A 14,082-nucleotide genomic window follows, 5' to 3' on the forward strand; every position below is an offset into this window, starting at 1 on the left:
TCAGGCTTTGCGGCATGACCGCCCCCTTCGTCCTTGATGGGGCGATGAATGGCGTCGCCTTCAAAGCCTATGTCGAGCAGGTTCTTGTCCCCACGCTCACCCCCGGCGACATCATCATCATGGACAATCTACCTGCCCACAAGACCGAGGGTGCCCGCCTCGCCATCGAAGCCGCCGGATGCAGCCTGCTGTTCCTGCCACCCTACAGTCCAGACTTCAATCCGATTGAGAATGCCTTTTCCAAACTGAAGGCAGCGCTCAGGGCAAAGGCCGAGCGTTCCATCGAAGGCCTATGGAACACGGTTGGCGAAATCGTCAAAATCTTCACGCCGAATGAGTGTGCCAATTACTTCGCTGCCTGCGGATATGATCCGGATTAAAGTGGACGCGCTCTAGTAGCTTCTGCAGGCCCGATCATAGTTAAAAAAAGAGGCGCCAAATGGCGCCTAAAGCAATGACTAATTTTGTGTGAAAGCCGCAGACTAAGCAGCTAAGGCTTCGCTCGTGCGGCGGCGTCGCAAATAGACGGCAAGACCGCCCATCGCCAGCGCCCCGATACCAGCTCCTGCCTCGGGACCCGGAACAGCAGCAACTTTCTGCACAGACGCCATGGACACACCGTTTCCGCCGCGGACAGTCACTGCCGTCGTCAATGCATAGAGACCGCTCTTGCCTGTCACGCTAAAAGCAAAGGATTTCATCCCTACCGACGTCAAATCCAATCCTGCGATGTACTTCGGAAGGAACCGACCACTCACGAATTCAGTAAGCAAGGCGGCGCCTTTCACCGAGGATGCGGCGCCACTCAGCGTCAAATTCAAAATGTAGTTGCCAGGACCCAAGGTCAAAAAGCCCGAGTTGGTACCGAAGCCAGAGCCCCTGCCCGAGGCACTAGCGCTTGTCGTGACGCTTTTGACAGTGGTGGCAGGTGCAGGCGCAGCAAGGACCGGGCCGGCAAACGCCATCACAGCTGCGAGTATCAGATACCTGAATTTCATAGTATATCATCCCCCAAGAACCGAATTTACTTAAAGCGCAGACCTTTACTAAGAGCGCGCTAGAGAGGACGATTAACTTTCCGTTAATATAAAGTCAACAATATCAAAAGGAATACGGAGGAACTTCATAAGTATCGTGAATACTTAAAACTTGAATATTACTTTGAAAAGCCCAATCATTATTCCGCCTCTGACAATCTCTAAAGAACAGCGCTAACCTCAAACTACGTGTTTGAGCCGCTTTCAGCGCGGTTAAGTCTGTAGATCAAGCGAGGCAGCAAAGGTATCGATGGCCTCGGATGCACCACCGCCGTGACCGCGGCAAGCCAAAAGCCACAACCTCAATCGCAAACCCTTATTCCCAAAGCGTCGATCCACGTTACTCGCATCAATCGCGTCAGCGACATTGATTGAGCGCTTTATTTCTGTTGAGGCCTCCCGATTTTTGCCGTGACCTTCATGTTTTGCTCTGTCTGGAGTTGGTCAAGCGAAAAGAAAAGTGTCACCGCGACGATGATCGCCATCCCTGACAGAGGAAGCACCAAAAATTCGGAAAAGATATTACTCGCTAGGATTACAGCAATCTGTGTTGCCGCGATCATGGCGAATGCCGTGTAAGTTGGCTTTTGAATACGACGCCTCGATACCGAAAATTTGATGATATACAGGAAGGTAAAGATTGGCATGATCACTGCCCATGCGACGGTTGCGACGCGTTTGATGTGGGCAGAATCCAGCGGCTCTTCAGCGGGAAGCAGATGGAAAAAAAGCGGAAGCATCAATGAGAGGACAATCTGCGTGAGGTAGGGCGGCCAAACCATAATGGCGTAATCGGGGCCGCGTGCAACGCCTGCATTCAAGCTGCGCGAAGCAAGCAGTGAACTCCATGACTTTAAGCAGAATATGATGGCATAAACGCTGGCGATCGTGAACGCGATCGAAGCCATGAGGTGAATTTCCGATATCCTACCTGTTCTCAGCAATTCTGAAATAAGTGAGAAATTGTTGGGTAGATCAAGGAGGTCAGGAAGAAGCAATAGAAACCAAAGGCCTCCAACCAGACCCTGCCATCTAATTCGCTCCGATATAAAAATTAGGAGGGCAGTACTCCCCAGGCATGAGGCAACTGTAGTCCAGACGACAACAGGTCGCTCAAGAGTGACAATATTTGCCTGACTCAATGCGATTGCCAGCCCATAACTCTGAAAAGCAGCCAGCAAAAGTGCGCCTATGCGCACCACCATTTCAGTTACGTTATGAGGGGTGGCAGCCCCCCGAAATGCGTTGATCCTGAAGAAGAAAAGCTTGAAACATTCAACAAGGCCTGCAGCCAAAAGAAGAGGCGTAACGCCCAGTGCAAGGACTGAAAATCGTGCAGTTACCGAAAAGCCGGAAAGTTGCTGCGAACGGGAAAGTGCACTGACATCGACACCCGGGAATGGAATATGACAGAGCACAATATAGAAAAGGCCCGCCAAGATGAGCGCGATGAAAGGTCTTGCCATTCCTAACTTCCCCCAATCTTGAGGAGCGAATTATGGCTGAGTTTCAAGGCGTCAAGGCGTATGCCGCCCATCGCGGCACGGTGCGCGCAAAAAATAAGGGGCCGATCGACAATCCCGGTCTGCGACAGCTCCTGCCGGTTTATCGCGAAAAGTTCAAACGATAACTGCCTTTATCTTACAGCTCATGCGTGCTTTATAGCCAGCGCTCATCAAAACCTCCCGCTCATGGCGTTGCAACTGACATGACCCCAGACGATATAAGACTTCTACTGACTGCAGCAGGCGGAGTGATCTTCCTCGTCGCACTGATCATATCCCGTATTCGACTTCACCCGCTCATTGCACTGATGATCACGTCGGTCTGCGTCGGCCTTCTAGCCGGAATGCCGGCAGATAAATTGATCAAGGCAATAGAAACCGGGGCTGGCAACACCCTTGGAGGCGTTGGCCTTGTCGTTGCCTTGGGCGCGATGCTCGGCAAGTTACTCGCCGATGCCGGCGTCACTGAGGGTATTTCGGACCTCATCATCCGCAGAACGCCGACACGGCTCCTGCCTTGGGCTATGGCAGCGGCCGCCTTTGTGGTGGGCATTCCTATGTTCTTTGAGGTCGGGCTTGTCGTACTCCTTCCTTTGATTTTCAGCGTCGCACGTAAGTTGGATTCCGCTTCTGCCGTCAAAGGCTCTGCTTATGTCTACGTGGGCGTGCCGGTCATTGCTGCACTTGCCGCTATGCACGGCATGGTGCCGCCACATCCCGGTCCGCTCACGGCCATTGCAGCGCTAAAGGCGAATACTGGCGCGACCATGCTGTACGGCTTCATCGCGGCCATTCCCGCCATAGTCCTTGGAGGTCCGGTCTATGGCGCGTTCATTACGCCCAGACTGAAAGTCAAACCCGATCAAACACTCATCGACCAGTTTTCCCCACCAACAGAGGATACCGGGAAAGGCTCTTCCAACGCGCCTGGCCTTGGGCTCAGTCTCTTTACGGCTCTTTTGCCTGCAATCCTGATGCTCTCCAATGCAATCGCGGAATTGATCCTTCCGAAAGAATCTCCCGTCTTGCAGCTCACCAGCTTCGTCGGAGAACCCACGATCGCGATGTTGATCGGTGTGGTATTCGCAACGTTGATTTTGAAAGCTGCCCGAAGTGAAGGGACAGAAGCCCTGCGAAAGGCGATGTCCGCGAGCGTCAAACCCATTGCGAACGTCCTTCTGATCATCGCTGGCGGAGGCGCATTCCAGCGCGTTCTGACCGATGCTAAAGTTGGTGATGCGATTATGCACATGAGCCAGCAGTTCTCTGTCTCGCCTATCGTCCTTGGATGGGTAATATCCATGCTGCTGTCGGTCTCCACAGGCTCAGCTACAGTGGGCATTGTTGGCGCATCAGGGCTTATTGCCCCGCTTGCTGCCGGCGCGACAATGAACGTGCCTTTGCTCGCACTGTCGATCGGGTGCGGATCGCTGTTTTTCAACTATGCCAACCATGCGGGCTTCTGGCTGGTCAAGGAATCCTTTGGCATGACAATGGGAGAAGGAACCGCAACAATCTCCGTCATCCAGTCGATCGTCTCGATTATCGGCCTAGTTATGGTGCTGCTGATGAACTTGCTGCCGCCTCTGATTTAGAATGACCATTCGCTCCAGGAGATGGCAGCAGCAGGACCGAGCTAAAGAAGATAGCCAAGCTTGATACTGTTAAAAGTTTTAGCGCATTTAAATGGATCTGCTCAAATGTCGGACCCTCTAATTCTCAAGTGACTTTTGAAACGCCTCAGCGGATTTTTTGGTGTTCTTTGCCGCTTCGGTGAAACCTTCAGGCATTGCAAGAGCTCGTGAAATCAATGCTTTTGCATCCGCCACGTTACCCAGCTTTACCTTAGCTTCGGCCTCGCCAATGAAAGACTTCGCTATCTGCACGTCCAACGCGTCTGACTGCCCGTAAACGTAGGTCGATGTCACCTTCTCGAATGTCTGAAATGAGGCTTCCCATCTCTCCAGATCCTGCTGAAGGAAACCGACATTAACGAAGGATGCAGCGACGTAAATACCGGTGGTGAGATCCAGTGAGTTCTGAAAGGTCCCGGTTAACTCCCGGTAAGTGTTAATAGCCTCCGCCGTCCTGTTTTGGTCTCTTAAAAGAGTCGCCTTGCTGTACATGGCGACCGCGTACAGCCGCGAAGACGCCAAATCATCAGCCCTTGGCGGTCTGCTTAGGATGAAGTCGTAATTCTTGAAGGCTTTATCGATCTCTCCCTTGCCTTCGAAGTCGGCAGCAGCCTCGATAAGCTTATAAATAACCGGCGTTGTAAGTGATGGTTCGAATTGGCTATCACCATCGGATGTTTGATAAAGGTATCGGAAGCCACCGTGCGCGAGCCAAGCAATCACGGCCAATGCGATCACGCAGCCAATGACCAGCGCGTAGAGGATGCGTTCATCACGCTTTCGAAAGGCCTCTGCCCTTGCTTCCAGTTCTCTCGCTCGGGCTGCCTCGCCGTGCCAGTAATCCCACGTCGTGACAACCTTCTCTTTGTATAATGAGAGTGCGACAGGATCAGCGAGCATATGCACATCGTCGAGGCCGAGTTCCCCAGTGATCACATCAAGCTGCGCAGGCGTAACGGATGCAGGATGATCAATGAGAATCGAAATGATGCGATTTGCTAACGCGGGTCTGAGAGGAAAAGGCCATGAACCAACTTGGTCGGCCAGCCAAGACCGTAACGGGTTCACGTCTTCCTTCTGAAGCTCGAGCAGAAGGCCGTCAAAGAAGTGATCCTCGTCAAACGAAAAGGGAGCGTCTTGATCGTCCTCGCTTTCCTGACTTTCCAGCAATTCCACTCTGGTAATTCGCGCCGCCACGTCCTGATCGACAATCTCTCGATCGGTCCCCTCATCAGCATCTCGATTTTCCTGCGAGAGCGTCTTTGGATCTTCGGCGGCTTGTGGCGGTTCTTCTGAAAAATCAGGCCCGTCCGAAAGGCCTGAAGACAGATGCGGAAGTCCAGTCCGGTCTTTTCGGAGAGCTAAGGCCCTTTGGTAACAGTCGTTCAGCTTTTGAAAGCCTACAGGGTCGGTGTCTGGGCGAACCTGCTTTAGCTTTTTTGCATAGGCACGCTTTATCTGCCTCTCATCGGCATCCGGTTGTATGCCAAGCGCGACAAACGGATCCATCACCGTTTCTCGATACGATCAAGATCGATCTCAATGAGCTTGCGGACTTCTGCTATCCGCCGGTCATCCTGACTTTCGAGAATGGACTTGAATGCAAGTATCATATCCGTGAGCATATCTCGGTGATCCAGATACTCTTCAAAAACGCGTTCGGCACGAGCGATGATTTGCAGGTTTTCGTGGCGTGCTCGGGGATGCACCTTAATCGCGGAAAGCTTTTCTAGACTCGCGCGCAACTCTTCCGGCGTCATTGCGCCTGGTGTCCGCTCGAATATCAATTCATGAACTTCGCCGGTCCCTGTTACGGTTGTTTCAACCTGAAGAACCCCATTGATGTCGTAGGTGTACCTGACCTGGATTGAACGCGCTTCCGGGTCGTTGGAGCTCGGAAGAGGCACTTCGAGAGACCCCAATAGAATGTTTTTTTCTACCCGAGGGCTCTCGCCCTGGTACACTTGGCATCGGATAAGCTGCTGGGTTTCGCTTATCGGATAGAACGTCTTTTCTCGACTGACGGGCACAGTTGTCCCGCGATTGATGATCGGTTCGAAGTAACCGTCATGAAACACGTTCTGAGGGTCTCGACGCATGACCTCTAGTCCAAGCGTATAGGGACAGACATCGGTGAGTATAATTTCTTGCAGGGCTTCGTTGCGATCCTTCAATCCACTTGCGACCACCGCGCCATGTGCAACGACTTCATCTGGATTTACCGTGCGTAGCGGCAATTTGCCAAGCAACCGTGTAACCATCTTGACGACCAACGGCATGCGGGTTGCCCCGCCGACCAACACAATCTCGTCGAGCTCCTGGCCGGAGAGGTTTGCATCACGAAGCGCCCGCTCCAGAGGAAGTCGCATACGCTGGACAAGAGGCGTGGAAAGCTCTGCAAACTGCTCTTGATTGAACTCCCAAGAATAGTCTTTTCCAGAAAGAGAAAGCTTCAGCTCGACAGTATCGCTTGTACTAAGCTTGGCTTTCAAAAGGTCGAGGCGACGCCGCATCTGTAGCTGATCTGCCGGAGGCAGACGTTGATAGTCTAGGCCAAGGTCGCTCGCAGCGCGATCAACCAGCAAATCAAGAAAATCATTGCCTCCAAGAAAATTGTCGCCCGCAGTGGCATGCACCTCGACGACGCCATCAAAAATCTCAACGATGGAAACGTCGAACGTTCCGCCGCCCAAATCGAAAACCAAGAAGCGAGCCTCGCGGTCGCGTTTTTCGAGACCGTAGGCAAGTGCAGCGGCCGTTGGCTCATTGATCAAACGCTCTACCTTCAGCCCGGCGAGCTCGCCTGCGATCCTTGTCGCATTCCGTTGGGCATCAGAAAAGTAAGCAGGAACTGAAATGACGGCTTCGGTCGGCCGTTCTCCTGTCGCGGCTTCGGCATCCGCCATCAAGCTGCGCAGGATGAACGAGGAGAGCTCTTCTGCACGAAAAGACTTCTGGCCCAATTGGGTTTCTCGCGACGTGCCCATCCAACGCTTGAAGGCACCGACGCTTCTGTCCGGGTGCGTAATTAATCTGTCGCGCGCCGCTTCGCCTACGATGATGCCGTCTTCGTCAAGGCTAACGAATGACGGGGTAAGAAAGGACCCCGATACGTTGGGGAAAAGGACGCGATTTCCAGAAACATAAGAGCCAATAAGCGAATTTGTCGTTCCAAGATCGATACCGACAATCATCCATGAGCCTCAAAATAACAAACAATGAGAGCAATCTTTCTTTCGACTGCAATTTATAGTGCGTCAAACGAAGTCGACAATATTGGAAAGCCAAGCTCATCAAAGCTTTCTTGAAGTGTTCACGAGGCAGCGCCCTCTGCAAGCGTGATGCACTCCAATTGGCCGCCCGACCTTCCCCATCGAGGCCAAGAAACGCGATGTGCTTCTTCGGGATTGTCCGACTGTCACAAACCTGAAGTCCAGCAGCTTTTTATCGTGCGTTCTCAGAAGTTTGTCAGCGATCGTACGCAAATCTTCGACTCGTGAAAAAAGACTATGTTCCGCCGCCGCCTATAATAATTAGGCACGGACGGCTGAGTGGTTCGTAATGCTCCGGCCTCATGACCAGGAGAACAAGTGCGTGGCAATTCCACACCAATCCAGTATGAGCAACAAACTGCTGGCAATACTTCCTGAAGCAGATTATCGCGAGGTCGCCAAGGATCTGGAATACGTGGCCCTGCCGCGCGGCGCCGTCCTTGGCCAGACTGATAAGCCAATCGACTATATCTACTTCATTACATCGGGCATCGGTTCGGTCATGATCAGAACTCCGGAAGGAAACCGCGCGGAAGCGGGGCTCTTCGGGTTCGAAGGATACGCACCGACATCAGCGATCGGCGAGGTGCGAACCTCCCCGCATGATGTTGCCATGCAGATGGATGGCGGTGCCTATAGAATGCACTTCGATGCATTCCGCACGAACATCGAGCGATTTCGAAGCCTGTTCAGGATCGTGGTGCGGGCCATGGAGGCATTCAACATTCAGGTCTCTTATACGGCTGCATCAAACGCGGTCCACGATGTCAATGTGAGGTTGGCGCGCTGGCTTCTAATGTGCCACGATCGCGTTCCAAGCAATGAGCTTGCCCTTACCCACGATTTTCTTTCAGTGATGCTTACAGTTCGTCGCCCAAGCGTGACGACCTCCCTTCATGTTCTCGAGGGCAATGGCTTTATTAAAGCCCAAAGAGGCAACATCACGATTAGAAATCGGCGTGCGCTTGAGGAGTTTGCTCACGACGCCTATGGGCGACCCGAGGAAGAGTATCGCCGCTTGATGCAGGACCTTTTCTAAGGATCTCCCAGCAGGATAAGCGCCCGCTCAATGAAAGCTTCCTGAATCAGTGCTTGACCTCCAAGTGCCAATTCCACCTTGACCAGCCGTCTTGCGCGCACCTTGGTAAGCTCAGGCTGCACTCGTTTGCGAGCGCATGATCAGCATCGACGCGACTTGCCGGTTGAGCCACGGAAAAAACTTTTGGCGGCCAATGCAATTTAACGGTTGCGCAACGAAAACTCTCGATTGTGCAGATAACTTGTTCTTGCATGAAGCGGGAAGGCACGCCTTTGCCTCGCAGATGCCACTGCGAAGGTCGGCATGATGGTTGTGAAAGCCTATGTCCTTTATCGATCGCCTCCTGCAGGGTCGCAAGATCGTCACGAAGGTGCTGCTCTTTGTTGTTCCATTCGTCTTGTTGATTGCCGGTATCGGCCTTGCAGGCTACCACACCGCGAAAACGCTGAATGGGCACATGACCGTCACGCGCGCGACGATCGAAAACATCAGCGATTTCGAAAACCTTCAAGCCGCGCTTCAAAATTTTACCGATACTCCTGACGATAAGAGCTGGCAGATGCTGAATGACGCGATTTCACGTCAGGCAGTTGGAGTGGAAAACCTTGATCGGCTCGTTCAATCGCCTGAGGATCGGGGTCGATTGTCAGCCGTGACGGCTCTGGCAGCGCAGATGCGTCAGAAGGCGGACCGTCTTTGGACCGTCAAGCAGTCGCGTGACAACAATAGCGCTTCCATTACCAGCAATATCAAGGATATCGGAAACCTCGGCACGACCATCGACAAGCGCGTCGGAGACATTCGCAAGCAGTTCGAAAACAAGCAGCGATTCGCCAAATCTGCCGTCCTGGAATCGTATGCATACAAGTCGATTGCAGATCGGCTTGAGAATTTGCGCGCTGCAATGAAGGGCGCAACGAGCGACGACGGAGCTGTGCAAACCGCGGCCCTCTACGTCGATCCGTTGATCAAGGAATTCGATAAGGTCCGTCCGCTGGTCGCCGCAAAGATCATGAGCGGCCTTGATCCTGTGTTGGCAAGCGCCAAGCAACTTCAGACTATTACTGTCCAATCGGGAGATATTGGCGCAAAGGCGCAAAATGTACGCACTGCGACCGACGCTTTGTTGCATTTCCAAACTGATCTTCAGGCGAAGATCGTCAAGAAGTCCGGCGATGCGGCCGATCGCTTTGTCGGTCTTGAGGCGGAAGTGGATGCAACCCGGGAACTTGCCGAACAAGTGGACCACTCATCCGCTATGATCAACCTTCTGACGCTTCATATGGAGCGGCTGCGCGCACAACTGGATGCTGGCGCACAACAGCAAGTTCTTGAAGATATTGCAGAGCTCAAGACGTCCGCCGCGAAGGTGTCTGAGCTCGGCGCCGCCGATAAGGACCTCAAGGCGTTTTCTTTGAGCTTGGAAGCACCCTTGGCAGCACTCTCCAAAGAAGGCGCTTTGCTGGTATCGATCGAAAGCGACTGGCGCACGGCCCGCACTGAAGCCATCGAGACCCTGAAGCAAGGCATGGTGAGCCTGAAAAACTTCGTGGCACAGGCGCAGGAAGTTGGGAAGCAGGATAGCGAACGATCCGCGACTGTGTCGGTGGTCGCCATGATTGTCGGAACCTTGCTGGCAATCGCAGGTGGCTTGATGCTGGTCGAGACCTTACGGGGTCCGCTGCGCCGGGTGACGGAAGTCATGAAGCGCCTTGCTGATGGCGATCTCAACGTTGCGATCGAAGGACGCGAGCGCGGCGACGAGATCGGCGATATGGTAAGATCCGTCAGCGTATTTCGCGATGCGGCGGTCGAAAACATTCGCCTCGAACAGGAGGCCAATGCAGCACGTGAACTTTCGACCGCAGAGGCTGAACGCCGCGCGGCAGATCGCGCCCGTATCGCAAGCGAACAACGTCACGCCTTGAATGCTCTGAGCGATGTCCTCAGCAGACTTGCGGAAGGTGACCTTGAGCGCAACATGGAGGACACTCTTCCCGAAGACTTTATCGAGATGGCCCACACCTATAACAAGGCCGTGGAGGCGCTGCGCGCCACCCTTGCCGACGTGAGGGCTGCCACGGATGAAATAGACGCAGGCACCGGCAATCTCGGCGCGGCTGCCGATGACCTTGCTCATCGGACGGAACAGCAGGCAGCCGCGTTGGAACAAAGTACGCGCGCGCTGCAGCATTTGAGCGAGATCGTCAAATCCACAGCCCACAGCGCGCAGAAGACATCGTCTTCGGTCAATGAAACTGAGGAATTTGCAGTGCGCTCGGGCGCTGTCGTGGCACGGGCAGTCGATGCAATGGGTGACATCAGCCGATCTTCAGCAAAAATCGGAACAATCATCGGCGTCATCGACGAGATTGCCTTTCAGACCAATCTTCTCGCCTTGAATGCAGGCGTTGAGGCGGCACGCGCTGGTGAGGCAGGTCGCGGCTTTGCCGTCGTTGCGCAAGAGGTTCGTGAACTGGCACAGCGTTGTGCCGGCGCGGCACGGGAAATCAAGCAATTGATTTCGGCAAGTTCCGATCAGGTCAACCAAGGTGTCCACTTGGTGGAAGAAACCGGCCAAGCTCTATCTCAGATCATTACGCACGTATCTGATGTGCGCAAACTTATCGGCACGATCTCCGCATCTACCACCGAACAGTCGACAGGCATCGACGAGGTTACCCGCGCCATGCATCAGGTGGAACACATTACGCAGCGCAATGCCGCCATGGTCGAGGAAACCAATGCGGAAATCCACGGCCTTAGACATCAGGTGGAGTTGCTCGCTGACAAGATCAGTGGCTTCCGCACAGGTCATCCCGCGCCCCATCGCCAGGGCTCCTCATCGAGGGACAGTCACGTATATGCCGCTTGATGGACAACGGCGTGGATGAAGCGCCTTTGTTCCCTGATGTGGTGTACTTCCGATCAGGAATCTCACGCTCTCCTCAAGCATTGACGGCGCAGACAGCCCCTCGAGCGACAAGGAATATGTGATCGCCTGCATGATCCTCAAACCGGCTGCGGACGTCCAGCACTTCCCTGTAGACTGAGAACGTCACAGACCGATCACTTTTTCTAAGACAACGAAACTTGCCGCCATGATGAGCATTATGTGATGCGCTTTGCGACCTATATCGTAAAGGTTCTCGTTGTGAGGCTTCGAATGCAATTCTTTAATGACCGCGTCCTTGGTCCTGATTCTGTAAAAGTACTGTCTGATGCCCTGAATGAATGGCTCTTGCGGCATGGTGTTGCCAAGCAATCAGAAGATGCAGCGCTTGCGGCAAGCGTGTTTCTTGTCCTCTTCAGTGAAGGCAATGTCACGGTCCCAGAGCTGCGCGCAGCTGCCCAAAAACATAAATGGCTTGGCAACGACGCTTTGTTTCAGCATTGAGAACGTAGCGGCCGCAGGTCAAAACTGGACCTGCACCCGAGCATCTACATCTCATCAAGCAAATCTAAAAACTTGCCTTGAAATCGAGGTCATTTCCGGCACAACAGCTTGGTTAAACCCTGCTCGAAGTTAGAGATCGCCGCCAAAGCGAAACCCGCCGAATAAAGATCGTATCACTCTGGCGAGCGACATGTGGGTCGGTGCACCTTGACCGATGGCTTTATAGCCCGCTTCGGATAGGGAGAACGTCACATCATTCCGGCCCTCCCGCCGGATCATGTATTGCATGTTCAATGCCCGATGAATGACCCCAGCATCATCGGATGTCCAGGGCAACTGCGAAGCGGGAACGCGTGATGCGCCTGCGTCGTAAAGCGTCTGAAGCAACTGTCGTAAATCGGTCGATGTCACATAGATCCTAACAGCGGAAGCCTCGCTGGCTGGTGTGAGAATACAAACACCCCTTCGCTTCCGCTCATTGAACTCGATCATGACAATAAATGATCGCAGCGTCCACTGAAGCTGCTTCTGAAAGACACGAAAATGTGAATTTGAAAGCATTTCCAAAATTTAGATAGGCCACTATCTATGTCTATGTTAATTATAATGCGCCGGTCTGCTGCGGAGGTGCGGTAATGACCGAGATGGAGGATATCATGCGTTTAGTATTGTCAGCAGTCCTGAGTGTGGCGCTGGTGGGTTCCGCCGGAATGGCGTTCGCACAACCGCTCTATTCGAGCGATGATGGGGCCGACAGTAATCACGCAACGCCACATGAAGTACAAGCTTACAAATCCGTGACGCCGCATCAGGTCGGACCTGTAATGTATTCGGATGACGGTCCCGCCGATACGAATTTTGCGACGCCACATCCCGTAGAGCATGCCAGAAAGATCGATACCACTGCAACGGCAAGCACGACGCCTTTGCCTGATTGCAATAATCTTTATGGCAAGAAGGATCCAACGGTTCACACGCGCGGCGGCATCAGCGGCGCATCATCGACGGATGCATGCCGTTCTAGCGACTGAACCAACCCACGTGACCATCAAGTCTTCAAAACGGCCGCCTCTCCCTGGGGTGGCCGTATTGTTTAGGAGCGTCGGTTCAGAACTGTCAGCTTTCCGTCGACTGCTCAGGTACGGTCGCAACGGCGGCCTGCGGATCAGAGGATGCTACCGCTGTCGGCAAAGGAGTTCCCCTGCGCCTTTCACGAGCGAGCGTCAAAAGCCCCGAAAATATTATCAGAACAATGCCGAGCCCCATCGCTAGGTCGATTTTATCGTCAAAAATGAGATAGCCGAAGGCGATCGCCCAAAGCATCTGGCTGTACTGCGGCGGCGCGACGAGATTGGCGGGTGCAAGACGCGCTGCCGTCATGAGCGCCACGCTGGCGACAGCGGCAAGTAGGCCATAACTGGCGAGGTAAGCCCATTCGGTAAGGCTCGGTACCTTGATATCTGAAATCATCAGGAGACCGCTGACGATCAGAGTTCCGAGAAGTGAGGCGCCATAAAGGGACAGGCGCTTTTCGGCTGATCCAAGCTTGCGCATCACGATGATGGAAATCGCTGCGACCAATCCTCCGGTTGCTGCCGCCAAATGCCCGGCTGACAATTCACGAAAGCCAGGTCTCAGCACCACGAGCACGCCGATGAAGCCAATGATGACGGCCGCCCATCGTTGCCAGCGGACATCCTCCTTGAGAAAGATGACAGACAAAATGGTGACGAAGGATGGCAAGAGAAATAGCAAGCAAAAGGCTTCCGCCATAGAAAGCTTTGTAAATGCAATAATCGAGGTAATGGCACCAGTCGCGCCGCAAAAGAACCGAAGCATCCACAAGCCTCGATTGGAAGACCGGACTGTATCAAGCCAGCTATCGCCAGGACCCTTGATGAAGGGTAACGCGAAAAGCCCGAACAGAGCGCCCGTGAAGGCGATTTGATAGGCCGGAATACTTCCATGCAGCAGCTTTACTGACGCGTCGCTGAAAGCAAAGACGGCATAGGAAAAGAAGGCGATGAGAACACCGCGCGAAGAGGATGACATGAGATTGCTGCTTCTCATTCGATTCGAAGGTTCCCGCCTTTATGCCAATCCATGGCAGGAACGCCCAGCTTTTCCTTGAATGGCAGCCATGCGTGACGAGAATGAGTAGAAAGTCTCACGGAAGATGCCTCAGTGAAAACCACGAA

Annotated in this window: 13 protein-coding genes; 7 read left to right on the forward strand and 6 right to left on the reverse strand. The window is 53.6% G+C overall.

The features are described 5' to 3' along the window. On the forward strand, positions 1 to 380 hold a 380-nt coding region (locus VQ830_RS14650; protein WP_337268874.1), incomplete at its 5' end, for a transposase. Positions 381 to 482: 102 nt separating this feature from the next. Here the strand turns inward: VQ830_RS14650 and VQ830_RS14655 are convergent. Continuing rightward, entirely contained in the window at positions 483 to 998 is a 516-nt protein-coding gene (locus VQ830_RS14655) for a hypothetical protein (protein WP_337268875.1), read from the reverse strand. Positions 999 to 1,417: 419 nt separating this feature from the next. After that, positions 1,418 to 2,476, reverse strand: coding sequence for a hypothetical protein (locus VQ830_RS14660; protein ID WP_337268876.1), 1,059 nt, complete (start codon positions 2,474 to 2,476; stop codon positions 1,418 to 1,420). A gap of 59 nt (positions 2,477 to 2,535) precedes the next feature. On the opposite strand from VQ830_RS14660, the gene VQ830_RS14665 reads away from it, so the two are divergent. Then, on the forward strand, positions 2,536 to 2,667 hold the full coding sequence (locus VQ830_RS14665; RefSeq protein ID WP_337268877.1) for a hypothetical protein: 132 nt from the start codon (positions 2,536 to 2,538) through the stop codon (positions 2,665 to 2,667). Positions 2,668 to 2,745: 78 nt separating this feature from the next. Then, positions 2,746 to 4,137 (forward strand): GntP family permease, encoded by a 1,392-nt coding sequence (locus tag VQ830_RS14670; RefSeq protein ID WP_337268878.1) that lies wholly within the window; start codon positions 2,746 to 2,748, stop codon positions 4,135 to 4,137. Positions 4,138 to 4,254: 117 nt separating this feature from the next. On the opposite strand, the gene VQ830_RS14675 is transcribed toward VQ830_RS14670, so the two are convergent. Together VQ830_RS14675 and VQ830_RS14680 are read right to left on the reverse strand one after the other, a co-directional pair. Further along, complete coding sequence (locus VQ830_RS14675; RefSeq protein ID WP_337268879.1) at positions 4,255 to 5,685, reverse strand: J domain-containing protein; 1,431 nt, start codon at positions 5,683 to 5,685, stop codon at positions 4,255 to 4,257. Continuing rightward, positions 5,685 to 7,370 (reverse strand): Hsp70 family protein, encoded by a 1,686-nt coding sequence (locus VQ830_RS14680; RefSeq protein WP_337268880.1) that lies wholly within the window; start codon positions 7,368 to 7,370, stop codon positions 5,685 to 5,687. Before VQ830_RS14680 ends, VQ830_RS14675 begins: the two co-directional genes overlap by 1 nt. Positions 7,371 to 7,770: 400 nt before the next feature. Between VQ830_RS14680 and VQ830_RS14685 the strand changes: the two genes are divergently transcribed. The 3 genes from VQ830_RS14685 (at position 7,771) to VQ830_RS14695 (ending at position 11,884) form a co-directional block, all read left to right on the forward strand. Continuing rightward, the gene (locus VQ830_RS14685) at positions 7,771 to 8,487 is read left to right on the forward strand and encodes a Crp/Fnr family transcriptional regulator (RefSeq protein WP_337268881.1); all 717 of its coding nucleotides are present in this window, start codon (positions 7,771 to 7,773) and stop codon (positions 8,485 to 8,487) included. A gap of 322 nt (positions 8,488 to 8,809) precedes the next feature. Further along, positions 8,810 to 11,362, forward strand: a complete 2,553-nt coding sequence (locus tag VQ830_RS14690) for a methyl-accepting chemotaxis protein (protein WP_337268882.1) — start codon at positions 8,810 to 8,812, stop codon at positions 11,360 to 11,362. Between the two features lie 291 nt (positions 11,363 to 11,653). Beyond that, complete coding sequence (locus VQ830_RS14695; protein ID WP_337268883.1) at positions 11,654 to 11,884, forward strand: hypothetical protein; 231 nt, start codon at positions 11,654 to 11,656, stop codon at positions 11,882 to 11,884. A 129-nt stretch (positions 11,885 to 12,013) separates the two neighbouring features. Here the strand turns inward: VQ830_RS14695 and VQ830_RS14700 are convergent, their stop codons facing one another. Beyond that, the gene (locus VQ830_RS14700; RefSeq protein ID WP_337268884.1) at positions 12,014 to 12,376 is read right to left on the reverse strand and encodes a hypothetical protein; all 363 of its coding nucleotides are present in this window, start codon (positions 12,374 to 12,376) and stop codon (positions 12,014 to 12,016) included. A gap of 164 nt (positions 12,377 to 12,540) precedes the next feature. Here VQ830_RS14700 and VQ830_RS14705 point away from each other — a divergent pair, with 164 nt between their 5' ends. Beyond that, the gene (locus VQ830_RS14705; RefSeq protein ID WP_337268885.1) at positions 12,541 to 12,915 is read left to right on the forward strand and encodes a hypothetical protein; all 375 of its coding nucleotides are present in this window, start codon (positions 12,541 to 12,543) and stop codon (positions 12,913 to 12,915) included. Positions 12,916 to 13,000: 85 nt separating this feature from the next. On the opposite strand, the gene VQ830_RS14710 is transcribed toward VQ830_RS14705, so the two are convergent. Beyond that, positions 13,001 to 13,936, reverse strand: coding sequence for a DMT family transporter (locus tag VQ830_RS14710; RefSeq protein WP_337268886.1), 936 nt, complete (start codon positions 13,934 to 13,936; stop codon positions 13,001 to 13,003). Positions 13,937 to 14,082: the final 146 nt, after the last annotated feature.

This window comes from Oryzifoliimicrobium ureilyticum, from assembly GCF_037199735.1.
Lineage (GTDB): Bacteria > Pseudomonadota > Alphaproteobacteria > Rhizobiales > Rhizobiaceae > Rhizobium > Rhizobium ureilyticus.